Consider the following 21,233-nt stretch of genomic DNA (forward strand, 5'->3'; position numbering starts at 1 on the left):
GGCTGCCCCATGTTTCGATACCTCGCGGATCTCGTCGATCCGTTCCCGCCCGGCGCGCCAGAGGCGCCCGCGCCCCGCGTCTGGCCCTTCCTGCGCCAGAGCCTGCGCCCGATGCGGCGCATCATCGCCCTGTCGCTGGCGGCGACGCTCTTCTCGGTCGCCGTCGAGCTCTGGCTGGTCTGGCTCACCGGCCGCATCGTCGATCTCGTGGCCGAAACGCCGCGCGAGCTGTTCTGGCCGACGCTCGGCCCGCGCCTTGCCGCCCTGGCGGCGGGCGTAGTGATCCTGCGCAGCCTGGCCGACATCGCCAAGGAGGCGAGCGACGACATCGCCTTTCGCCCCAACGCCGTCAGCCTGATCCGCTGGCGGGCGCATCGCTACCTCCTGCGCCAGCCCGTCGGCTGGTTCCGGGCCGAGCCCTCGGGCCGGCTCGGGGCGCGGGTGCGCGAGCTTGGCATCGCCGGGGCGGGGGCCGCCTATGCGGTGCTGCATACGCTCGTCTATGTCGCGCTCTACATCGCCGGTTCGCTGGTGTTGCTGATGTCGATCGACCCGCGCCTCGCCTGGCCGATCTTCGCCTGGCTGGCGGTGTATTTCGCCCATATGGCCTGGGTCGTGCCGCGCTTTCGCGACAACACCCAGCGCTTCAACGAGGCGCTGACAGAGCTGACGAGCCTCTTCGTCGACAGCTACGCCAATATCGAGACGATCAAGCTCTATGGCGGGGACGAGGCGGAGGATGCCGAGGCCCGCGCCGGCTTTCGCGCCGCGCGGGGCACCTTTCTCGATGTCCAACGCATCGAGGTGCTCATCAACGTCGGCACCTCCCTGATCTCCACCCTGCTTCTCGTGGGGCTGACGGGGCAGGCCATCTGGCTGTGGAGCCAGGGGGCCGCGCCCATAGGCCTTGTCGCGGCGGCCATCGCGCTGGCGCTGCGGCTCGGCAGCTTCTCCGACTGGCTGCTGGACGGCGTCTCCAGCCTGTTCGGCTGGATCGGCGCAACCCGCGACGCCCTGCGCTCCGTCGCCCAGCCGCTCGCTCTGCAGGATGCGCCGGGCGCCCCGGCGCTGCGGCTCCCTGGCGGCGAGATCGGGTTCGAGGCGGTCAGCCATCACTACGGGCGCGGCGCCGGCGGGCTCTCTGGCCTGTCGCTGCAGATCGCACCCGGAGAGAAGCTCGGGCTCGTCGGACCCTCCGGCGCGGGCAAGTCGACGCTCGTATCGCTCCTCCTGCGCCATTGGGACGCGGAGGAGGGACGCGTGACCATCGACGGGCAGGACATCGCCGGCGTCACGCAGGCCAGCCTGCATGCCCACATTGCCCTCGTCGCGCAGGAGCCGGCGCTGCTGAACCGCAGCGTCGCCGCCAATATCGCCTATGGCCGGGGCGAGCTGGGCCCTGCCGCCATCGAGGCGGCGGCGCGGCAGGCGAGGGCGCATGAGTTCATCATGGGGCTGCGCGATGCCGAGGGGCGTATCGGCTATGCCGCCCACGTGGGCGAGCGCGGCGTGCAGCTTTCGGGCGGGCAGCGGCAGCGGCTGGCACTGGCCCGGGCGCTTTTGAAGGATGCGCCGATCCTGGTGCTCGACGAGGCCACCTCGGCGCTCGATTCAGAGAGCGAGGCGGCGATCCTGGATACGCTCTACCCGATGATGGCAGGCCGCACCGTCATCGCCATCGCGCACCGGCTCTCTACCATCGCCCGGATGGACAGGATCGCCGTGATGGAGGGCGGGCGCATCGTCGAGACGGGCACCCATGCCGACCTTCTGGCACAAGGCGGCCTCTACGCCCGGCTCTGGGCGCGGCAGGCGGAGGGCTTTCTCTGAGCGGTCGAGCAGCGATTCCCATATGGAAATCGCGGGCGGAAACCATATGGTTTCCGCCTCCCGGGCGGCGCCGTCAGAGGCCCAGCACGTCGAACATGTCGTATTCGCCGGGGTGCTTGTCCTGCCCCCAGAGCGCCGCCTTCAGCGCCCCGCGGGCGAAGAGCGAGCGGTCGGTGGCGATGTGGCGCAGCTCGATCCTCTCGCCGGCGCCGGCGAAGAGCACAGTGTGCTCACCCACGATGTCGCCGCCACGAATGGCAGAGAAGCCGATGGCGCCATCCTCGCGCGCCCCCGTCTGCCCGTCGCGCCCGCGCTCGCTGTGATCGCTGAGCGTGATGCCCCGGCCCTTCGCCGCCGCCTCGCCCAGCATCAGCGCGGTGCCCGAGGGCGCGTCGACCTTGTGGCGGTGATGCGCCTCGATCACCTCGATGTCGAAGGCCTCATCCAGCGCCGCCGCCACCGTTTGGGTGATGCGGGCGAGCAGGTTGACGCCGAGGCTCATGTTGCCGGCGCGGACCATGACAGCATGGCGCGCCGCGGCATGCAGGGCGGCGAGATGCTCGGGCTCGAAGCCGGTTGTGCCGATGACATGCACGGCGCGGGCCTGCGCGGTCAGCTCGGCATAGGCCACGGTCGCGTCGGGGGCGGTGAAGTCGATCACCGCCTGCGCCTTGGCGATGGTGGCGACCGGATCGTCGCTGACCGTCACGCCCAGCGCCGCGCCGCCCATGGCCTCGCCCACGTCGCGGCCGGTCCAGTCAGAGCCCTCGCGGTCGAGCGCGCCGACAAGGCGCAGCGCCGGTGTTTCTCCGATCAGGCGGATCAGAACCTGCCCCATCCGCCCCGACGCTCCGGTGACAACGACGCCCGGTGTCGTATCCATCTTGCTCTCCCGCTTGGCCTTGCCACCGGGACTATCCGCCCAGCGCGCCCGATGGCAAGCCGCCCGCCCTTGCCTCCGCCTGCAACATCTCCACACGGCAAGTTCAGGCGCACGGGCTTTGACGTGGCGCCCCGCGCGCCCACATAGGAAGGGCAATCATCAGGAGGGCACCCATGACCAACTGGACCCGCAACGAAGACGCCATCGCCCGGCTCACGCCAGAGCAATATCGCGTCACCCAGGAAAGCGGCACCGAACGGCCCGGCACCGGCGAATATCTCGATAACCACGAGGCCGGAATCTATGTCGACATCGTCTCGGGCGAGCCGCTGTTCGCCTCTGCCGACAAGTACGAAAGCGGCTGCGGCTGGCCGAGCTTCACCAAGCCCATCGAGCCGGCGCATGTTACCGAGCTGAGCGACCGCTCGCTCGGCATGATGCGCACCGAGGTGCGCTCGGCCCATGGCGATAGCCATCTGGGCCATGTCTTCCCCGACGGTCCGCGTGACCGGGGCGGGCTGCGCTATTGCATCAACTCGGCCTCTTTGCGCTTTGTCCCGAAGGAGCGCATGGTCGAGGAAGGCTATGGCGATTACCTGGATCAGGTCGAGGAGGTGAATTGATGGAACGCGCTGTACTTGCAGGCGGCTGCTTCTGGGGCATGGAAGACCTGATCCGGCATCTGCCGGGCGTGCAGAGCACCCGCGTCGGCTATTCCGGCGGCGATGTGCCGAATGCGACCTATCGCAACCACGGCACCCATGCCGAGGCGATCGAGATCATGTTCGACCCCGAAGTGATCTCGTACCGGCGAATCCTGGAATATTTCTTCCAGATCCATGACCCGACCACGAAAGATCGCCAGGGCAACGATATCGGCAAATCCTACCGCTCGGCGATCTATTACGAGAATGAAGAGCAGCGGCAGATGGCAATGGAAACCATCGCCGATGTCGAGGCCTCAGGCCTGTGGCCGGGCAAGGTGGTGACCGAGGTCGAGCCGGTCGGCGATTTCTGGGAGGCCGAACCGGAGCACCAGAATTACCTGCAGCGCTACCCCAAGGGCTACACCTGCCACTTCCCACGCAAAGACTGGGTTCTGCCGAAGCGCGAAGCGGCGGAATGACCGGCGGCGCCCCGATCTCTCAGCCGGCCGCTGCGCCGGGGCTGCCGTTCGACAACACCTTCGCCCGCGAGATGGAGGGCGCCTACATGGCTTGGCGCGGCGCAGAGGTGCCGCGCCCAGAGGTCGTGCTGCTCAACGAACCGCTGGCGGCGGAGCTTGGCTTTGCGCCCGATGTGCTGACCAGCACCGAGGGTGCCGCCTGGCTCGCCGGGGCCGAGGTGCCGCCGGGCGCCATGCCGCTCGCCATGGCCTATGCCGGCCACCAGTTCGGCCAGTTCAACCCGCAGCTCGGTGACGGTCGCGCCCTGCTGCTGGGCGAGATCGTCACAGGCGGGCAGCGGCGCGACCTGCATCTGAAGGGCTCCGGCCGCACCCCTTTCGCCCGCGGCGGCGATGGCAAGGCGGTGCTCGGCCCGATCCTGCGCGAATACATCATGGGCGAGGCGATGGCCGCGCTCGGCGTGCCCACCACGCGCGCCCTCGCTGTGACGACGACGGGCGAGGATGTGATGCGCGAGGGCCCCAAACCCGGCGCCGTGCTCGCCCGCGTTGCCGCCAGCCATCTGCGCGTCGGCACCTTCGAATTCTTCGCCGCCCGCCAACAGGACGACATGCTCGAGCGACTGGCCGATTACGCCATCGCCCGGCACGATCCCGATCTGCAGCGCAAGCCCGACCGGCATCTGAAATTCCTGCGCCGCGTCATCGAGCGGCAGGCCGAGCTGATCGCCCGCTGGATGAGCCTGGGCTTCATCCACGGCGTCATGAACACCGACAACATGGCCCTCTCCGGCGAAACAATCGATTACGGCCCCTGCGCCTTCATGGAGCGCTACGACCCGGCCACCGTCTTCTCGTCGATCGACCATCGCGGTCGCTACGCCTATGGCAACCAACCCAATATCGCCCAATGGAACCTCGCCCGGCTGGCCGAGGCCATGCTGCCGCTGCTGGGCGGCGAGGATGCCATCCCGCAGGTGACCGATGAGGTGAACCGTTTCGCCGAACTCTACGGCGCCGCCTGGACATCCCGTTTCGGCGAGAAGCTGGGGCTGCAGACGAGGCAAGAGGGCGACATGGAGCTGGTCATGGCCCTGCTCGCCGCCGCGCAGGGCCAGGCCGATTTCACCAATCTCTTCCGCGCGCTCGCCCCGGCGGCAGACGGCGACACTGCCCCGGCCCGCGCGCTCTTCGACGATCCCGCTACCTTCGAGGCCTGGCTGCCGCTCTGGCACAGGCGGCTGGAGGCAGAGTCGCCAGGCGCTGCGGCACGGATGGATGCGGTCAACCCCGTCTACATCCCGCGCAACCGCCCGCTCGACGAAGCGCTCACGGCGGCGGAAAGCGGCGACATGGCGCCGTTCATGCGCCTGCTTGGCCTCGTTACCCGGCCCTTCACGCCGGTGGAGGGGGCGGAGGATGTGGTCAGCCCCGCCCCGAAGGGCGATACCTTCATCACCTATTGCGGCACCTGACCCGCCCGCCCAGCGCAACGCTGCATTGCAGCATTGGCGGTGGTACGTCAGCATAGATGGCGTATTTGTCTCTTCATCGGGAAGCCGAAGGAGAGACGCCATGACCGACCAAACCACCAACCTCAGCCTTGCCGAAATCGAAGCCCGCGCTCACCGTCTGCGCAGCGAAGCCCTGCGCGACATGGTTCGCAGCTTCATGGGCCGCCGCACCCGCCGCGCCGCCCGCATCGCCTGAGCTGATCCGCGCGCCGGAGCCAACGCTCCGGCTTGCGCGGCCCGCGGTTTCGGCTAGCGTTGCCGAATGGCAGATGCCGCAAAATTCTGGGACAGGTTCTCTGCCCGCTACGCCCGCTCGCCAGTGGCGGACCAGGCAAGCTGGCATCGCAAACTCGATGCCATCGCAGGCCGGCTCGATGCCGGATCAAACCTGCTGGAATTCGGCGCCGGCACCGGAAGCTCCGCGCTGAAGCTGGCGCCCCGCGTCGGCCATATCCTCTCCACCGATATCTCCGCCAAGATGATCGAGATCGCGCGCGGCAAGGCCGAGGCGCAGGGCGTGGAGAACATCACCTTCCGCCAGGCCCAGATCTACGACATCTCCAAGGCCGACGGCCCGTTCGACGCGGTGATCGGCCTCAATGTGCTGCATCTGATGCGCGACTGGCGCGAGGCCATCACCCATGCCCGCAGCCTGCTGGACGAGGGCGGCATCCTCGCCCTCTCCACCGCCGGTCTGGCTGACATGCGGGCGCCGATCAAAATCGGCCTGGGGCTCGGCAGCCGCGTGGGGCTGCTGCCGCCGACGGGCATGTTCAGCATCGGTGATCTGCGCGCCGCGCTCGGCGCCAACAGCTTTCGCATCGTCGAGGAATGGCAGCCCAAGCCCGGCGCCGCCTGGTTTCAGCTCGCCGAGGCCGTCTGAGCGGGCAACGCCCGGCCGTCAGAAATCGACGGCGATGCCCTTCTTCTCGTAATCGCCATAGCGCACCGGCTCGGGCCCGTCGCGACCGCCGAGTTCCGTCGGGCGAACGATGGCGTCGGCGATCTTGCGGCGCTCTTCGGCCTCTTGCAGGGCGCGGCGGGCGGCGGGCGGAAGGTCCTTGTCGGCCATGGGCTTCGGCTCCGGGCAATGCTACGGGGATGCCGCAGGAGTAACCATGGCACAGCGAAAAAGACAAGCCGCCCCCCAAGGCGCAGAGCCGCCAAGCCTCGCCCCCCGCCGGGCGGCGCTCAGCCTTCTGTCCGCCGTGCTGGGCGAGGGCCAGCTGATCTCGGAAGCCGAAGAGCGGGCGCTGGCCGACCTGCCGCCCGAGGGGCGCGCCCGCGCCACAAGGCTGGCGGGCGAGGTGCTGCGCAACCTGCCCCGCGCCGACAAGCGCCTCGGCCCGCATCTGGCCAAGCGCCCGCCGCTGCCCACGCTCAACCTGCTGCGCCTCGCGGTGGTCGAGATGGCGGGCGGCGCCGCGCCGCATGGCGTGGTGAGCGACAGCGTCACCCTCGCCGCCCATGGCAAGCGCACCGCCCAGCACAAGGGCCTCGTCAACGCCGTGCTGCGCAAGGTGGCCGACGAGACTGGCGAGCCGGGCTGGGGCACCGCCCCCGCCCCCAAGCTGCCCGGCTGGCTGCGTAAGCCGCTGCTTTCCACCTACGGGCAGACCCGCGTCGCGGCGATCGAGCGGGCGCAGAACGCCGGCGCCCCCATCGACCTTACCGCCAAGGGCGACCCCGCCGCGCTGGCCGAGGCGACCGGCGGCACGCTGCTGCCCACCGGCTCTGTGCGGCTGAGCGGGCCGGTGCAGGTCTCTGCCCTGCCCGGCTATGACGAGGGCAGCTTCTGGGTGCAGGACGCCGCAGCCGCCCTGCCGGCAAAGCTGCTCGCGCCCGCCGCCGGCACAAAGGTGCTCGATGTTTGCGCCGCGCCCGGCGGCAAGACGCTGCAGATGGCGGCGATGGGCGCAGCGGTGACGGCGCTCGACATCTCCGGCCCCCGCCTGGAGCGGCTGGAGGAGAACCTCGACCGCACCGGGCTGAGCGCCGAGGTGGTCAGGGCCGATGCGCTGCATTGGCAGGGCGGGCCGTTCGATGCCATCCTGCTCGATGCGCCCTGCTCCGCCACCGGCACCATCCGGCGCCATCCCGATCTGCCCTTCGCCAAATCCACCGGCAGCCTGAAGCCGCTCATCGCGCTGCAATCGGCGCTGATCGACCGGGCGCTGGCGCTGCTCGCCCCCGGCGGCGCGCTGCTTTACTGCACCTGCTCGCTTTTGCCCGAGGAGGGCGAGGCGCAGATCGCCGCCGCCCTCGCCCGCCACCCGGGCCTGGCCCTCAGCCCGCTGGACGCGCCCTGGATAGAGCCCGGCTGGCGCGCCGCCGGCGGCGGGCTGCGGCTGGTGCCCGATCTCTGGGCAGATCGCGGCGGCATGGACGGCTTCTACATGGCCCGGCTCACGGCGCCGGCGTGACTTCAAAGCCCTGCGGTCCTAAGGTAAATTCGGGTTGGCACCCGATCTGGGCGCCGCCGGGTGGGCGTTGATATGGCCAGACGCGATTCATTGGCAGCGCGAAGCACGCGCCTTGTCGACCGGGCGCATGCCTGGCGGGCCGGTCAGGCCGCGCCGGCCACAGGCTTCGTCTCCTCGCCCGAGCCGCGCACCATCGGCCGGCTGGCCAAGGGCCGGCAGCTGATCGCGGGCAATTTCCTTTTCGCCGGACAGATCAGCACGGCGCCCGGCGCCTCGATCTGGGATGTCGCCGAGGCGGGCGACGCCCCCTATGCCGCAGATATCCACGGCAGTGCCTGGCTCGACGATCTGGCTGCCGTGGGTGACCGCCGGGCGCGCGGGCTGGCGCAGGCCTGGGTCTGGGAATGGATCGAGCGCTATGGTCACGGCATCGGCCCGGGATGGAGGCCCGAGCTGGCGGGGCGGCGGCTGATCCGCTGGATCAACCACGCGCTCTTCCTGCTGCGGGGCCAGGGCGCCGAGGCGACCGAGACCTTCTATGCCTCGCTCTCGCGGCAGACGCGCTTTCTCGCCCGCCGCTGGAAGAGCGCGCCGCCCGGCCTGCCCCGCATCGAAACACTGACGGGCCTCATCCATGCCGCCCTGTCGCTGGAGGGGATGACCAGCCTGGCAAGCCCCGCCATCGCCGCGCTGGCGCGGGAAGCCAAGTCGCTCGTCGGCCCCGGTGGCGAGATCCCGTCGCGCTGCCCCGAAGAGCTGCTGGATGTCTTCACCCTTCTCGGCTGGGCCAGCCAGACGCTGGCCGAGGCCGAAGCCCCCGCTCCGCCAGAGATCGACGAGGCCATCGCGCGCATCGCCCCCACGCTGCGCGCTCTGCGCCATGCCGACGGCGCCCTCGCGCGCTTTCACGGCGGCGGGCGCGGGCTGGAGGGGCGGCTCGACCATGGCCTCGCCACCTCTGGCGTGCGCGGCCGGCGCGAGGGGCTGGCCATGGGCTTTGGCCGCCTCGCCGCGGGGCGCACCACGCTCATCGCCGATGCAGCGCCGCCGCCCACCGGGGCCGCGGGCGCCGAGGCGCATGCCTCGACGCTGGCCATCGAGCTGACCTCCGGCCGCCGCCCGATCATCGTCAATTGCGGGCCGGGCACGAATTTCGGCCCCGAATGGCGCCGCGCGGGCCGCGCCACGCCCAGCCATTCCACGCTGGCCATCGAGGGCTGGTCCTCCGCCCGGCTCGTGGCCGGCACCGGCGCGCAGACGGGCCGCGAGGTGCTGGAGGACGGCCCCAGCAAGGTGCCGGTAGAGCTGGAAGATCTGGGCGACCGCTTTCGCCTGAATGCCGGCCACGACGCCTGGCAAAAGACGCACGGGCTCACCCATGCCCGCATCCTCGACCTCTCGTACGACGGCCGCTCGCTGCTGGGCGAAGACCTGCTGACCACGCTGTCGGATGCCGACAAGCGCCGGTTCGACCGCGCGATGGACGATCAATCCCTGCAGGGCATTCCCGTGGCCATCCGCTTTCACCTGCACCCCGATGTCGACCCAGAGGTCGACATGGCCGGCACCGCCGTGTCGCTCACCCTGAAGAGCGGCGAGGTCTGGCTGTTCCGTCATTCCGGCGATGCCGAGATGCGGCTGGAGCCGTCGGTCTATCTCGATTCCGCCCGGGTGAAGCCGCGCAGCACGATGCAGGTGGTTTTATCCGGCCGGGCTATGACGTATGCGACGCGCATCCGCTGGTCGCTCGCTAAGGCAACCGAGACGCCGGACTCTCTGCGCGATCTCGCCCTCGACGACCCCGCCCATGACGACGACTGACATCGAGGCCCCCTTGAGCGACATCCGCCCTGTATCCCGCGCCCTGCTTTCCGTATCCGACAAGACCGGCCTTCTTGATCTCGGTCGAGCCCTCGCCGCGAAGGGGGTCGAGCTGCTCTCGACCGGCGGCACCGCCGCGGCGCTGCGCGATGCCGGGCTCGACGTGCGCGACGTCTCCGAGGTCACCGATTTTCCCGAGATGATGGATGGCCGGGTGAAAACCCTGCACCCGCGCGTGCATGGCGGCCTGCTGGCGATGCGCTCCGACGAGGGGCACATGGCCGCGGCGGCGGAGCATGGCATCCCGATGATCGACCTGCTGGTCGTCAATCTCTACCCGTTCGAAGAGACGGTCGCCCGCGGCGCCGGCTATGACGAGGTGATCGAGAACATCGACATCGGCGGCCCCGCGATGATCCGCGCCGCCGCAAAGAACCACGCTGATGTGGCCGTCGTGACCGATGCCCAGGATTACGAAGCCCTGCTGGCGGAGCTGGAGAATGGCGGAACCTCGCTGCCCTTCCGCAAGCGGCTCGCCCAGACGGCCTATGCCCGCACCGCTCAATACGATGCCGCCGTCTCCACCTGGATGGCCGGCGCCATCGGTGAGGACACGCCCCGCCGCCGCGCCTTTGCCGGCACGCTGGCCCAGACGCTGCGCTATGGCGAGAACCCGCATCAGCAGGCCGCCTTCTACCGCACCGGCTCCAGCCGCCCCGGCGTCGCCACCGCGCGCCAGTGGCAGGGCAAAGAGCTGAGCTACAACAATATCAACGATACCGACGCCGCTTTCGAGGCGCTGGCCGAGTTCGGCACCGGCGAGCCGACCTGCGTGATCGTCAAGCACGCCAACCCCTGCGGCGTGGCGCATGGCGCCAGCCTGGCTGACGCCTATGCCCGCGCCTTCGATTGCGACCGCACCTCGGCCTTCGGCGGCATCGTGGCGCTGAACGGCGAGCTCGACGAGGCGACGGCGAAGGCGATCACCGAGATCTTCACCGAGGTCGTCATCGCCCCCTCGGCCACCGAGGCCGCCCGCGAGGTCTTTGCCGCCAAGAAGAACCTGCGCCTGCTCACCACGGGCGGCCTGCCCGACCCGTCGGAGCCGGCGCTGACCTACCGGCAGGTCTCTGGCGGGATGCTCGTGCAGGGCCGCGATACCGGCACGCTGACCCGCGAAGATCTGAAGGTCGTCACCAAGCGCGCCCCGACCGAGGAGCAGATGATGGATCTGCTCTTCGCCTGGCGCGTCGCGAAGCATGTGAAATCGAACGCCATCGTCTATGCCAAGGGCCAGGCCACCGTCGGCATTGGCGCCGGGCAGATGAGCCGCGTCGACAGCAGCCGCATCGCCGCGCGCAAGGCCGCCGACATGGCCGAAGCGCTGGGGCTGACCGCTCTGCCGACGCATGGTGCGGCCGTCGCGTCGGATGCCTTCTTCCCCTTCGCCGACGGCCTGCTCGCCGCGGCAGAGGCCGGCGCGAGCTGCGTCATTCAGCCGGGCGGCGCCATGCGCGATGACGAGGTCATCGCCGCCGCCGACGAGGCCGGGCTGGCCATGGTCTTTACCGGCATGCGCCATTTCCGGCATTAAGACCCATGCGCCTGACCCTGATCATCGCCGCCATCCTCATCGCGCTCGACCAGGCGACGAAGCTGCTCATCGTCGAGGGCATGGGGCTGAAGGACAAGCTCGTCATCGACGTCTGGCCGCCGATCCTGTCGTTCCACATGGCGTGGAACCGGGGCGTGAACTTCGGCCTGTTCTCCGGCCTCGACATGCGCTGGGTGCTGATCGGCCTGGCCATGGTAATCTCGGTGCTGGTGCTCTCCTGGGTCTGGCGTGACCCGTCGCGCCGCTGGGTGAACATCTCCGCCGGGCTGCTCGTGGGCGGCGCGCTCGGCAATGTCATCGACCGGCTGCGCTACGGCGCCGTTGCCGATTTCCTCAACGTTTCCTGCTGCGGGATCGAGAATCCCTTCGCGTTCAACATCGCCGATATCGGCGTCTTCGCCGGCGCGATCGGGCTGGTGATCTTCACCGGTGACAGCGGGCGGCAAAATGCCGGCAAGGCGCGCGGCAAGAAACAAAGGTGACGGCGGGGCGCCGCTTGGCTACAACCCCCCAAAACGAAAACCGAGAGGCCGCAGATGCGTCTGGCAGTTCTGGCAATTCTTCTCACCGGCCTGGCCGGCTGCGCCAGCGGGGGCCTGCACCAGCTCGACCATGGGCTGGCGGGGCCGGATGAATTCTCCGTCCTGCCCGGCGACCCGCTGGTGATCCCCGAGGTGGCCACGCTGCCGCCGCCCACGCCGGGCGGCACCAACCTTGCCGATCCGCAGCCCAATGCCGCCGCCGTCGCCGCGCTCGGCGGCAACCCCTCGGCCATGAATGCCGGCGGCGTGCCCGCGACCGACGCGGCCCTCGTCGCCGCCGCCTCGCGCGAGGGGGTTGACCCGTCGATCCGCCGGACGCTGGCGCAGGAAGACGCAGCCTTCCGCTCGCGCGCCGCGGCCATCGGTGGCTTCGGCCGGGCGCGCTATTTCCGCGCCTACCGCGGCATGGCGCTGGATGCCTATGCCGAGCTGGAGCGCTTCCGCGACGCTGGCGCGGCTGTTCCCTCGGCGCCTCCCGCCGCGCAATAGCTGACGAATTGTGCCGGAAACCTTGACAATTAACCTTGCGTTCACGTTTTGTGTCCGTGGCCGCGACGGATTGCCTCGATGGTTGGGGGCTGACATCTCAGGGGCCACTGTAGTTGAGCATAGCGCCCCGTTCTGGCCTCTTGAACGGGGCGCAATCTCAGCCCCGGCATTCTCATGACCACGCTTCTCGTCTTCGGCCACGGCTATTCCGCCGCCGCGCTCACCCGCCGCCTCGTGCCTGAGGGCTGGCGCGTGATCGGCACAACCCGTCATGAGGACCGCGCCGGAAGCATCGCCGAAGCGGGGGCAGAGCCGCTGGTCTGGCCGGGCAAAGACATCGCCCCGGCCCTCGCCGAGGCCACGCATCTGCTGCTCTCCGCTGGGCCGAATGACGCGGGCGACCCGGTTCTGAACGCCCTCTCCACCGAGATCGCCGCCAAGGCGCCGGAGCTGGCGTGGGCAGGTTACCTTTCCACCACAGGCGTCTATGGCGACCATGACGGCGGTTGGGTGACGGAGGAGACGCCCGCCCGCCCCTCGACCCGCCGGGGCGAAATGCGCGTGGCGGCCGAAGAAGCCTGGGCCGCCGTGCCGGGCCTCGCCCCCCATATCTTCCGCCTCGCCGGCATCTACGGGCCGGGGCGCGGGCCCTTCGCCAAGCTTCGCTCGGGCAAGGCGCGCCGCATCGTGAAGCCCGGCCAGGTGTTCAGCCGCACCCATGTGGACGATATCGCCCAGGTGCTCGCCGCGTCGATCGCGGCACCGGCGCCGGGGCGCATCTACAACGTCTGCGATGACGAACCCGCCCCGCCGCAGGAGGTGATCGCCTATGCGGCCAAGCTGCTTGGGATGGAGCCGCCGCCCGAGACGCCGTTCGAAGAGGCAGAGATGGGCGAGATGGCGCGCAGCTTCTATGCGGAATCGAAGCGCGTCAGCAACGCGCGCATCAAGGACGAGCTGGGCGTGCGACTGCTCTATCCCGATTATCGGGCCGGGCTGGCACAGATCCTGGCCGATGAGGCTGCTGGCTCAGCGCATCCATAGCTCGACGCGCCGGTTGCGCTCGCGCCCCCAGATCGTGTCGTCGCAGGCCACCGGCAGCACTTCTCCCAGTGCGGCATGGGTCAGCGTCACGTTGCCCGGCACCTCGCCCCCCATCGCGGCGATCAGCGCCTCTTCCACCGCCGCCGCACGCTCTTCAGCGAGCTGCAGGTTCGTCGGGGCGGCGCCCAGCCTGTCGGAAAAGCCCACGAACATCAGCTCGCGCCCGGCATAGCGCCCGGCGGCGATGCGGCGGGCCAGCACCTGCAGCGACGAGCGCGACGGCCCGTCGAGCACAGCACCGCCCTCGTCGAAGCGGAAGGTGGGCGACAGCCGGGTGCGGGGGCCGAGCAGATCGGCCATGCCGCGCAGGTCCGACAGGCGCACCTCCAGCCCCGCATTGCCGATGGCGGCGAGGAAGCGGGCGCCCTGCTCGGCCACCGGAATCTCCGCCGGCTCCTGCCCGATCACCCCGGCGCGGCGCAGCACCAGCTGCGCCTCCGGCTCGGCCAGCCAGGCGAGGAAGGCGGCAAGGTTCGGGTGCAGCAGCCGGCGCGGCATGTTCAGCGTCAGCGGCAGGGTGAGCGGGTAATCCTCGGTGCGGATATTCGCCGGATCGGCCGGTTGCGAGATACCGCAGGGGCCGGAGATCTGCAGCGGCAGGGCCAGATCGACGGCCTCGAAGGGCACAAGGCCGATGCCCGTCGGGTCGGCCGCCACGGCCGCCGCGACCTCGTCCGTCGGAAGGCGGATCACTTCGGGGCTCAGCCCGCGGCCGCTGCGCATCAGGAACTCGGTGACGAAATGCTGCGCCTGCCCGTCGCTCTCATCGGCCAGATAGGCGGTGATCGGGCCGGGCACCGCCGTGCTGCGGGTGAGATCGGCCCAATCGGTCAGCTCGCCGGCATAGATGCGCACGATGTCGCGCAGCGCCAGCCTGTCCATCGCCCGGCCGGAGAAGACCACAGGCACCAGCGCGTCGAGCGCCAGGATCATCACCTGCCGCCCCTCCTCCAGCGGGCCAAGGCCGGCGTCGCGGGCGAGCGACAGCTCCATTTCGGTCAACGGGCGGTCGGCCAGGGCCATGTCGGCCTCATGCGCGAGCAGATCGGCGAAGCCATCCTCGGTGCTCGTGGAATGCAGCGACAGCACCATCGCCCCCGGCCCTTCCAGCCGGTAGATCACCAGATCGCCCGCCTCTTCGCGGCTGACGGCGGCGCCGAGGTCGCGCGCATAGGCCTCGATCAGCGCGGGCAGGATCAGCCCGGCCAGGCGGGCGGGGCCAGAGAGGCGCAGCGTGGGCACGTAGCCCTCTGCCACCGGGCAGGCGCCCTCGCATTCCATGCCTTCGTAAGCGAGCGTCATCTCGCCCAGCTGGCTGTTGACGCGGATGTTCTCGCCGTCGAAGCCCAAAAACTCGCCGGACACCTCGAAGCCGCCGCCGGGCTCGCGAAGCGTCACCTCCTCCGCCGCGGCAGGCACGCAAAAGAGCAGCGCGGCGAAGGCCGCCGCGCCGAAACTGAGGATGGCAGAGGTCCGGCTCTCGCGGTGGCTCATTGCGCCGCGAGTGTCAGGTCCTCCAGCATGTTTGACAACACCAGATATTCGCCGAGCGAGTCACAGCCCGGTACGGTGAGCGTCAGGTCCACCGCCGCGGGCGCGCCGCCGGGGCGCAGCTGCAGCGACTGAGCCGAGATGTCGCGCTCGCAATTGTCGGGCGTGATGATCGCCTCGACGGAAAGATGCACCTGCCCGGGCGCCGCGTCGGCGGTGGGGAAGGTGTAAATCTCGGCGAAATAGGCGTGCTCGGGCGTCTCGGTGCCAAGCTCCGTCATGTAGCCGCCCCGGCCCTTCAGCGCGGCGTCAAGGGCGCTCGGGGCGCCCCACCAGACATGGCCGGCATCGTCATAGCCGGCGCCATACTCCAGCGCATGCAGCTCCAGCCCGGTCGTGCCCTCCCACTGCAGGACGGCGCGGTCGTAGGCGCCGATGTCGGGCACCTCGGCAGAAGCGGTGACGCTTTGACCACCCGCCAGCTCGGCGATGAAGCCCGCCTGCTCTGCGAGGGCGGGGACGGTCACCGTGAGGCCGCCGGCCTCGTCGGTGAGGGCGGAAAACATCATGCCTCGGTGGTGGAAGGTCACCGCGGTTGCCGGGTCGCAGGGGGCCATCAGGGTGAGTGCAACCAGCGCCCCCGGCACGGCGCTCGCGGTAAGCGTGGTGTCACAAGCGGGCAGCGCCAGCGGGCTGGGGGCTGCATCGCTGATGACGTTGCCGAGAGCGGCGAGGAGGAGCGGGCCATCCGCCTGCGAGCGGAGCAGACCGGGTTGGCTGTGGGCGGGGGCCTGAGCCACGGTCGGGATGACGGGGAGATCGGGCGCGGCGGCGGAGGCTGTGTAGAGCAGTGGCGCCGCGAGGTCAGGGGCAGGCTGCGGCAAGGTCGCGGCGGGGGCAGCGGGGCGCAGCAGCGGCGCCTCGGCGGCCGGCGCCATGCTGGCGACGACGATGGGGGCGGCGGCGCGGGTCTCTTCGATGGGGGGCGCCTGGCCATCGCTTTGGTCCGCAACGGCATCCTGATTCTGCATCAGGAATCCGATCCCCAGCGCGGCCCCGAAGGTCGCTGCGGCGACGGTGAATTTGCGAATCCGTTTCATTGGCCCCGACCCGAAACTTCGGTTTCAGGCGGAAACCTGCCGAGGTTCCGTGGCCCCCAAGAGGCCCGGCCAAGGAGTCTTGATGGCGCGATTCAGGCGAAAGGGCGACCTTTCACCCCAATCAGATCAGAATTTGCCGTGGCAATGCTTGAACTTCAGGCCCGATCCGCAGGGGCAGGGATCGTTGCGACCGGGGTTGCCCCAGGTCGACTGATCCTCCGGGTCGAAGCCCGGCTTCGGCGTGCCGGCCTGCGGCTGCTCGCCATTGCCGCCGGCCATCGCCGGGGCAGCGGCGGGGGCCGCAGCGGCACCACCGGCAGCTGCAGCACCCGCAGCGCCATTCGCCCCGCCAGCGGCGGCCATGCGGCGGCGCTGTTCCATCACCTGGGCCAGAAGCTGCTTCTGCTGCTCTTCGCTCATCGGCTGAACGGCCGAGAGCTTGCGCGTCACTTCGGCGCGCAAAGATTCAAGCAACGTGCCGAAGAGCTGGAAGGCCTCGGTCTTGTACTCGTTCAGCGGGTCGCGCTGAGCATAGCCGCGGAAGCCCACGACGGCGCGCAGATGCTCCAGCGTCAGCAGATGCTCGCGCCACTTGGCGTCGATCGTCTGCAGCAGCACCTGCTTGCGCAGATCGCGGAAGGTGCTTTCGCCGAAGGCGGCCTCCTTCTCGGCGATCAGCTTGTCGCTCTCCGTCTCGATCCATTCGCGGATCTCGACATCGTCGATCCCCTCTTCGGCGGCCTTCTCGACCACCGGCAGATCGAGGCCGAGGATCTCCTTCACCTGCTGCTGCAGCGCCTCCGTCTGCCACTGGTCGGCATAGGCGCGCGGCGGCATGGCGGCGGCAACGAGGTCTTCGATGACCTGATGGCGCATGTCGCGCGTGATTTCAGAGACGTCCTCGGCTTCCATGATCTCCAGACGCTGGCTGAAGATCGCCTTGCGCTGGTCGTTCATGACGTCGTCGAACTTGAGCAGCTGCTTGCGGATGTCGAAGTTGCGCCCTTCGACCTTCGCCTGCGCGCGCTCGAGGCTCTTGTTCACCCACGGGTGCACGATGGCCTCGCCCTCTTTCATGCCGAGCTTGCCCAGCATGTTGTCGAGCCGCTCCGAGCCGAAGATGCGCATCAGGTCGTCATCGAGGCTGAGGAAGAAGGCCGACCGCCCCGGGTCGCCCTGGCGGCCGGCGCGGCCGCGCAGCTGGTTGTCGATGCGGCGGCTTTCGTGCCGCTCGGTGCCGAGCACGAACAGGCCGCCGGAGGCCAGCACCTTTTCCTTGTCGCTCTTCACCTCGGCCTCGGCCTGGGCGCGCAGCGCCTCGGGGTCGGCCTCGGGGTCGGCTTCCAGCGCCTGCATCACCTTCATGTCGGTGTTGCCGCCGAGCTGAATGTCGGTGCCGCGGCCCGCCATGTTGGTGGCGATGGTCACGGTGCCCGGCTTGCCGGCCTCGGCGATGATATGCGCCTCGCGCTCGTGCTCGCGGGCATTGAGCACGTTGTGCGGGATGCCTTCGCCTTCCAGCAGCTTCGACAGCTGGTCGGATTTCTCGATGGAGGTAGTGCCGACGAGGATCGGCTGGCCCTTCTGGTGGGCCTTCTTGATCTCTTCGATGATACCGAGGGTCTTCTCGCGGGCGGTGCGGTAGACCTGATCGTGATCGTCGGCGCGGGCGATGGGACGGTTGGTGGGGATGGCCACCACGCCGAGCTTGTAGATCTCCATGAATTCTTCGGCCTCGGTGACGGCAGTGCCGGTCATGCCCGAAAGTTTTTCGTAGAGGCGGAAGTAGTTCTGGAAGGTGACGGAGGCGAGGGTCGTGTTCTCCGGCTGGATCTTCACGCCTTCCTTCGCCTCGATCGCCTGGTGCAGGCCGTCCGAGAGGCGGCGGCCCTGCATCATGCGGCCGGTGAATTCGTCGATCAGCACGATCTCGTCGTTTCGCACGATGTAATGCTGATCCTTCTGGAACAGCCGGTGCGCCTTGATCGCCTGGTTCACGTGGTGAACCAGCGTCGTGCTTTCGGGATCGTAGAGGCTTTGCCCGTCGGGCAGCAGGCCGGCCTCGGCCAGCATCACTTCGAGCGCTTCGTTGCCCTCGTCGGTGAAGGTCACGTTGCGCTGCTTCTCGTCGAGCTCGAAATGCTCTTCGGTCAGGCGCGGAATGAAGGCATCGATTTCCTGGTAGAGCTGGCTGCGGTCCTGCGCGGGGCCCGAGATGATGAGCGGGGTGCGCGCCTCGTCGATGAGGATCGAATCCACCTCGTCGACGATGGCGAAGTTATGCCCGCGCTGCATCATGTCGCTCAGCTGCGCCTTCATATTGTCGCGCAGATAGTCGAAGCCGAGCTCGTTGTTCGTCGCGTAGGTGACATCGGCCTGGTAGGCCTCTTTCTTCTCGCCCTGCGGCTGCTGCGGATAGACGACGCCGGTCGTCATGCCGAGCTGGGCATAGACCTTGCTCATCCATTCCGCGTCGCGGCGGGCGAGGTAATCGTTGACCGTGACGATATGCACGCCCTTGCCGGACAGCGCGTTCAGATAGGCCGGGAAGGTGGCGACGAGCGTCTTGCCCTCGCCGGTCTTCATCTCGGCGATATTGCCCTGGTGCATGAAGATGCCGCCGACGAGCTGCGTGTCGAAGGCGCGCAGGCCAAGGGCGCGGCGCGCCGCCTCGCGGCAATTGGCGAAGGCCTCGGGCAGAAGCGCGTCGAGGCTTTCGCCGTTCTTCGCGCGCTCGGCCAGCTCGGCGGTTTTCTGCTTTATGCCATCGTCGGTGAGCTTTTCGAACTCTGGCTCGAGCGCATTGATCTTCTCGACCAATGGGCGCACGGCTTTCACCATACGATCGTTCGGAGTGCCGAAGACCTTTTTGGCCAGCGTCGGAATGCCCAGCATGTCGTGATCCCTGCCGTCAGAACTTTCACGAGGAGGTTGGTTGCCGCCTCAAGGGGGGAGGCATAGAACGGGCCGCGATCGCGGCTCCTCCTGCCTTCGGCCCAACATCGGGCGATGTAAGGGGCAGCCTGAGAAGTGTCAACGCCGGGGCCAACCCGGCCAGGGAAGGAACACTCTATGTTGAAGCAGACAACCGCACTCGCGACCCTCCTGCTGAGCCTCGGCCTTGCGGCCCCGCTCACCGCGCAGGACGACCAGACGGAAGACATGGCGACGGAGGAATCCGACGGCGCCGATGCCGGGACGGTCGACACGGCCAGCGAGATGGATGTCTCCGCCGATACCGTGGTGGCCAGTGTCGACGGCGTCGACATCACGCTCGGCCAGATGATCATCGCCAAGAGCCAGCTGCCGCAGCAATACCAGCAGCTGCCGCCCGACGTGCTGTTCGACGGCGTGCTCACCCAGCTGATCCAGCAACAGGCCCTCGCCGCCACGATGAGCGACGAACCGGCCCGCGTGACCATCGCGCTGGAAAATCAGCGCCGCTCGCTGATGGCCGGCGAAGCGCTGACGGAATACCTCGAGACCGCCGTCTCGGAAGACGCCGTGCGCGCCGCCTATGACGAAGCCTTCGCCAGCGAAGAGGGCGGGGCGCTGGAATACAACGCCAGCCACATCCTGGTCGAAACCCAGGAAGAAGCCGCCGACGTGATCGCGCGCATCGAGGCCGGCGAAGAGTTCGCGGCCCTCGCCACCGAGCTCAGCCAGGACCCGGGGTCAGGTGCTGCGGGCGGCAACCTTGGCTGGTTCAGCGCCGGCATGATGGTCGAGCCTTTCCAGGCCGCCGTCGAGACGCTGGACGTGGGCGAGGTCTCCGGCCCCGTCGAGTCGCAGTTCGGCTGGCATGTCATCCAGCTGAACGAGACGCGCGAGCAGGAGCCGCCGGCCTATGACGAGGTCGCCGGCGAGATCGAGGCGCAGCTGCAGGAGGAAGCCATCAACAGCTACCTCACCGAGCTGACCGAAGGCGCCGAAGTCGAGCGTCCCGAGCCCGGCACCTACGACCCCGCCGTCCTCGGCGACCTGTCGCTGCTGGAAGAGTAATGGCCGGCCCCGTCTCGCCTCTGGCGCCCGCCGCGTTTCCGGCCCTGCCGCCCATCGCGGGCGTGCGCCTTGCCGCCGGCGCGGCGGGGGTGCGCTACAAGGGGCGGACGGATGTGATGCTGGCCGAGCTGGCCGAGGGCACGGCGGTGGCGGGAGTGTACACACGCTCCGCCACCCGCTCGGCCCCCGTGCTCGACTGCCAGGAAAAGACGGGCGGCGCGGCTTCGGGCCGCGCCGCCTTTCTCGTGAATTCGGGCAATTCCAATGCCTTCACCGGCCGCGCCGGGGTCGAAGCCGTGCAGGCGCTCTGTGCCGCCGTGGCCGAGGTGACGGGCATCGACGCGGGGCGTGTCTTCACCGCCTCCACCGGCGTGATCGGCGAAAAGCTTCCCCATGAGCGCATCAGCGCCAAGCTGGGTGAGCTGACCGAGGCGCTGCACGAGGGCGCGCTGGACGAGGCCGCCCGCGCCATCATGACGACCGACACATTCCCCAAGGGCGCCAGCGCCACGGTGGAAGTGGGCGACCAACAGGTGAAGATCGCCGGCATCGCCAAGGGCTCCGGCATGATCGCGCCCGACATGGCGACGATGCTGGTCTACATCTTCACGGATGCGGAGATTGCCCAGCCCGCCCTGCAGGAGCTGCTCGGCCAGCTGACGGATCGCACCTTTAACTGCATTACGGTGGACAGCGACACATCCACCTCCGACACCCTGCTTTGCGCCGCCACCGGCGCCTCTGGCGTGGACGTGGAGGGCTCTGCCGCCTTCGCCGATGCGCTGGAGGCGGTTATGCTCGACCTTGCACACCAGGTGGTGAAGGACGGCGAGGGGGCCACGAAGTTCGTCGAGGTTCGCGTCACCGGCGCCGAGAATGACGACGACGCCCGCAAGGTGGCGCTCGCCATCGCCAACTCGCCGCTCGTGAAGACGGCGGTCGCCGGCGAGGACCCGAACTGGGGCCGCATCGTGATGGCCGTCGGCAAGTCTGGCGCGGCTGCGGATCGCGACAAGCTGTCGGTGAGCTTCGGCGACATCATGGTGGCCGAGAAGGGCTGGGTCTCGCCGGAGTACCGCGAGGAGCTGGGCGCCGAGTACATGAAGCGCCAGGAGCTGGTGATCGGCGCGGACCTTGGCCTCGGCAGCGGTACAGCCACCATGTGGACCTGCGACCTGACGAAGCGCTACATCGAGATCAACGCGGACTACCGCTCGTGATGCTGCACTGCGGCGGAACCGGGTGCCGGAAATCGCGCGATTTCCGTTCCGAATTCCGCGCGGAATTCGTGGC

19 protein-coding genes are annotated in these 21,233 nt (G+C 69.1%); 14 read left to right on the forward strand and 5 right to left on the reverse strand.

The annotated features are described in order from the left end of the window. Nucleotides 1–9: 9 nt before the first annotated feature. The gene (locus ACXN5S_RS00705) at nt 10–1,830 is read left to right on the forward strand and encodes an ABC transporter ATP-binding protein (protein ID WP_458603469.1); all 1,821 of its coding nucleotides are present in this window, start codon (nt 10–12) and stop codon (nt 1,828–1,830) included. Nucleotides 1,831–1,903: 73 nt separating this feature from the next. Here ACXN5S_RS00705 and dapB read toward each other — a convergent pair whose 3' ends face one another. Further along, on the reverse strand, nt 1,904–2,713 hold the full coding sequence (gene dapB / locus ACXN5S_RS00710; protein WP_458603470.1) for a 4-hydroxy-tetrahydrodipicolinate reductase: 810 nt from the start codon (nt 2,711–2,713) through the stop codon (nt 1,904–1,906). Between the two features lie 173 nt (nt 2,714–2,886). On the opposite strand from dapB, the gene msrB reads away from it, so the two are divergent. The 5 genes from msrB to ACXN5S_RS00735 all read left to right on the forward strand — a co-directional run bounded on the left by msrB (nt 2,887) and on the right by ACXN5S_RS00735 (nt 6,236). After that, nucleotides 2,887–3,336, forward strand: a complete 450-nt coding sequence (gene msrB / locus ACXN5S_RS00715; protein ID WP_458603471.1) for a peptide-methionine (R)-S-oxide reductase MsrB — start codon at nt 2,887–2,889, stop codon at nt 3,334–3,336. After that, nucleotides 3,336–3,839, forward strand: a complete 504-nt coding sequence (gene msrA / locus ACXN5S_RS00720; RefSeq protein WP_458603472.1) for a peptide-methionine (S)-S-oxide reductase MsrA — start codon at nt 3,336–3,338, stop codon at nt 3,837–3,839. The genes msrB and msrA overlap by 1 nt, the downstream gene beginning before the upstream one ends. Then, a complete protein-coding gene (locus tag ACXN5S_RS00725; protein WP_458603473.1) occupies nt 3,836–5,314 on the forward strand; it encodes a protein adenylyltransferase SelO in 1,479 nt (492 codons plus the stop codon). The genes msrA and ACXN5S_RS00725 overlap by 4 nt, the downstream gene beginning before the upstream one ends. A gap of 100 nt (nt 5,315–5,414) precedes the next feature. Then, nucleotides 5,415–5,549, forward strand: a complete 135-nt coding sequence (locus ACXN5S_RS00730) for an RSP_7527 family protein (protein WP_458603474.1) — start codon at nt 5,415–5,417, stop codon at nt 5,547–5,549. A gap of 66 nt (nt 5,550–5,615) precedes the next feature. Further along, on the forward strand, nt 5,616–6,236 hold the full coding sequence (locus ACXN5S_RS00735) for a class I SAM-dependent methyltransferase (protein WP_458603475.1): 621 nt from the start codon (nt 5,616–5,618) through the stop codon (nt 6,234–6,236). Nucleotides 6,237–6,254: 18 nt separating this feature from the next. Here the strand turns inward: ACXN5S_RS00735 and ACXN5S_RS00740 are convergent, their stop codons facing one another. Then, complete coding sequence (locus ACXN5S_RS00740; RefSeq protein WP_458603476.1) at nt 6,255–6,425, reverse strand: DUF1674 domain-containing protein; 171 nt, start codon at nt 6,423–6,425, stop codon at nt 6,255–6,257. A gap of 46 nt (nt 6,426–6,471) precedes the next feature. Between ACXN5S_RS00740 and ACXN5S_RS00745 the strand changes: the two genes are divergently transcribed. The 6 genes from ACXN5S_RS00745 to ACXN5S_RS00770 all read left to right on the forward strand — a co-directional run bounded on the left by ACXN5S_RS00745 (nt 6,472) and on the right by ACXN5S_RS00770 (nt 13,287). Further along, complete coding sequence (locus tag ACXN5S_RS00745) at nt 6,472–7,776, forward strand: RsmB/NOP family class I SAM-dependent RNA methyltransferase (RefSeq protein ID WP_458603477.1); 1,305 nt, start codon at nt 6,472–6,474, stop codon at nt 7,774–7,776. Between the two features lie 72 nt (nt 7,777–7,848). Next, on the forward strand, nt 7,849–9,597 hold the full coding sequence (locus tag ACXN5S_RS00750) for a heparinase II/III family protein (RefSeq protein WP_458603478.1): 1,749 nt from the start codon (nt 7,849–7,851) through the stop codon (nt 9,595–9,597). Continuing rightward, the gene (gene purH / locus ACXN5S_RS00755; RefSeq protein ID WP_458603479.1) at nt 9,584–11,191 is read left to right on the forward strand and encodes a bifunctional phosphoribosylaminoimidazolecarboxamide formyltransferase/IMP cyclohydrolase; all 1,608 of its coding nucleotides are present in this window, start codon (nt 9,584–9,586) and stop codon (nt 11,189–11,191) included. Before ACXN5S_RS00750 ends, purH begins: the two co-directional genes overlap by 14 nt. A gap of 5 nt (nt 11,192–11,196) precedes the next feature. Continuing rightward, complete coding sequence (gene lspA, locus ACXN5S_RS00760) at nt 11,197–11,694, forward strand: signal peptidase II (protein WP_458603480.1); 498 nt, start codon at nt 11,197–11,199, stop codon at nt 11,692–11,694. Between the two features lie 54 nt (nt 11,695–11,748). Then, on the forward strand, nt 11,749–12,243 hold the full coding sequence (locus ACXN5S_RS00765) for a DUF3035 domain-containing protein (protein WP_458603481.1): 495 nt from the start codon (nt 11,749–11,751) through the stop codon (nt 12,241–12,243). Between the two features lie 174 nt (nt 12,244–12,417). Further along, complete coding sequence (locus ACXN5S_RS00770) at nt 12,418–13,287, forward strand: SDR family oxidoreductase (protein WP_458603482.1); 870 nt, start codon at nt 12,418–12,420, stop codon at nt 13,285–13,287. On the opposite strand, the gene ACXN5S_RS00775 is transcribed toward ACXN5S_RS00770, so the two are convergent. The 3 genes from ACXN5S_RS00775 to secA form a co-directional block, all read right to left on the reverse strand. Beyond that, the gene (locus ACXN5S_RS00775) at nt 13,273–14,841 is read right to left on the reverse strand and encodes a substrate-binding domain-containing protein (protein WP_458603483.1); all 1,569 of its coding nucleotides are present in this window, start codon (nt 14,839–14,841) and stop codon (nt 13,273–13,275) included. The genes ACXN5S_RS00770 and ACXN5S_RS00775 overlap by 15 nt on opposite strands. Further along, nucleotides 14,838–15,938, reverse strand: a complete 1,101-nt coding sequence (locus ACXN5S_RS00780) for a hypothetical protein (RefSeq protein ID WP_458603484.1) — start codon at nt 15,936–15,938, stop codon at nt 14,838–14,840. Before ACXN5S_RS00780 ends, ACXN5S_RS00775 begins: the two co-directional genes overlap by 4 nt. A 126-nt stretch (nt 15,939–16,064) precedes the next feature. Beyond that, nucleotides 16,065–18,833, reverse strand: a complete 2,769-nt coding sequence (secA, locus tag ACXN5S_RS00785) for a preprotein translocase subunit SecA (RefSeq protein WP_458603485.1) — start codon at nt 18,831–18,833, stop codon at nt 16,065–16,067. Nucleotides 18,834–19,010: 177 nt separating this feature from the next. On the opposite strand from secA, the gene ACXN5S_RS00790 reads away from it, so the two are divergent. Beyond that, nucleotides 19,011–19,940 (forward strand): peptidylprolyl isomerase, encoded by a 930-nt coding sequence (locus tag ACXN5S_RS00790; RefSeq protein ID WP_458603486.1) that lies wholly within the window; start codon nt 19,011–19,013, stop codon nt 19,938–19,940. Next, on the forward strand, nt 19,940–21,160 hold the full coding sequence (argJ, locus tag ACXN5S_RS00795; protein ID WP_458603487.1) for a bifunctional glutamate N-acetyltransferase/amino-acid acetyltransferase ArgJ: 1,221 nt from the start codon (nt 19,940–19,942) through the stop codon (nt 21,158–21,160). Before ACXN5S_RS00790 ends, argJ begins: the two co-directional genes overlap by 1 nt. Nucleotides 21,161–21,233: the final 73 nt, after the last annotated feature.

It is taken from the genome of Pseudoroseicyclus sp. H15 (assembly GCF_054353345.1).

What these genes read in the sequence shown, in the direction of transcription:
- ACXN5S_RS00705 (WP_458603469.1), top strand. Translation starts at nt 10, where the DNA reads ATGTTTCGATACCTCGCGGATCTCGTCGATCCGTTCCCGCCCGGCGCG.
- dapB (WP_458603470.1), bottom strand. Translation starts at nt 2,713, where the DNA reads ATGGATACGACACCGGGCGTCGTTGTCACCGGAGCGTCGGGGCGGATG.
- msrB (WP_458603471.1), top strand. Translation starts at nt 2,887, where the DNA reads ATGACCAACTGGACCCGCAACGAAGACGCCATCGCCCGGCTCACGCCA.
- msrA (WP_458603472.1), top strand. Translation starts at nt 3,336, where the DNA reads ATGGAACGCGCTGTACTTGCAGGCGGCTGCTTCTGGGGCATGGAAGAC.
- ACXN5S_RS00725 (WP_458603473.1), top strand. Translation starts at nt 3,836, where the DNA reads ATGACCGGCGGCGCCCCGATCTCTCAGCCGGCCGCTGCGCCGGGGCTG.
- ACXN5S_RS00730 (WP_458603474.1), top strand. Translation starts at nt 5,415, where the DNA reads ATGACCGACCAAACCACCAACCTCAGCCTTGCCGAAATCGAAGCCCGC.
- ACXN5S_RS00735 (WP_458603475.1), top strand. Translation starts at nt 5,616, where the DNA reads ATGGCAGATGCCGCAAAATTCTGGGACAGGTTCTCTGCCCGCTACGCC.
- ACXN5S_RS00740 (WP_458603476.1), bottom strand. Translation starts at nt 6,425, where the DNA reads ATGGCCGACAAGGACCTTCCGCCCGCCGCCCGCCGCGCCCTGCAAGAG.
- ACXN5S_RS00745 (WP_458603477.1), top strand. Translation starts at nt 6,472, where the DNA reads ATGGCACAGCGAAAAAGACAAGCCGCCCCCCAAGGCGCAGAGCCGCCA.
- ACXN5S_RS00750 (WP_458603478.1), top strand. Translation starts at nt 7,849, where the DNA reads ATGGCCAGACGCGATTCATTGGCAGCGCGAAGCACGCGCCTTGTCGAC.
- purH (WP_458603479.1), top strand. Translation starts at nt 9,584, where the DNA reads ATGACGACGACTGACATCGAGGCCCCCTTGAGCGACATCCGCCCTGTA.
- lspA (WP_458603480.1), top strand. Translation starts at nt 11,197, where the DNA reads ATGCGCCTGACCCTGATCATCGCCGCCATCCTCATCGCGCTCGACCAG.
- ACXN5S_RS00765 (WP_458603481.1), top strand. Translation starts at nt 11,749, where the DNA reads ATGCGTCTGGCAGTTCTGGCAATTCTTCTCACCGGCCTGGCCGGCTGC.
- ACXN5S_RS00770 (WP_458603482.1), top strand. Translation starts at nt 12,418, where the DNA reads ATGACCACGCTTCTCGTCTTCGGCCACGGCTATTCCGCCGCCGCGCTC.
- ACXN5S_RS00775 (WP_458603483.1), bottom strand. Translation starts at nt 14,841, where the DNA reads ATGAGCCACCGCGAGAGCCGGACCTCTGCCATCCTCAGTTTCGGCGCG.
- ACXN5S_RS00780 (WP_458603484.1), bottom strand. Translation starts at nt 15,938, where the DNA reads ATGAAACGGATTCGCAAATTCACCGTCGCCGCAGCGACCTTCGGGGCC.
- secA (WP_458603485.1), bottom strand. Translation starts at nt 18,833, where the DNA reads ATGCTGGGCATTCCGACGCTGGCCAAAAAGGTCTTCGGCACTCCGAAC.
- ACXN5S_RS00790 (WP_458603486.1), top strand. Translation starts at nt 19,011, where the DNA reads ATGTTGAAGCAGACAACCGCACTCGCGACCCTCCTGCTGAGCCTCGGC.
- argJ (WP_458603487.1), top strand. Translation starts at nt 19,940, where the DNA reads ATGGCCGGCCCCGTCTCGCCTCTGGCGCCCGCCGCGTTTCCGGCCCTG.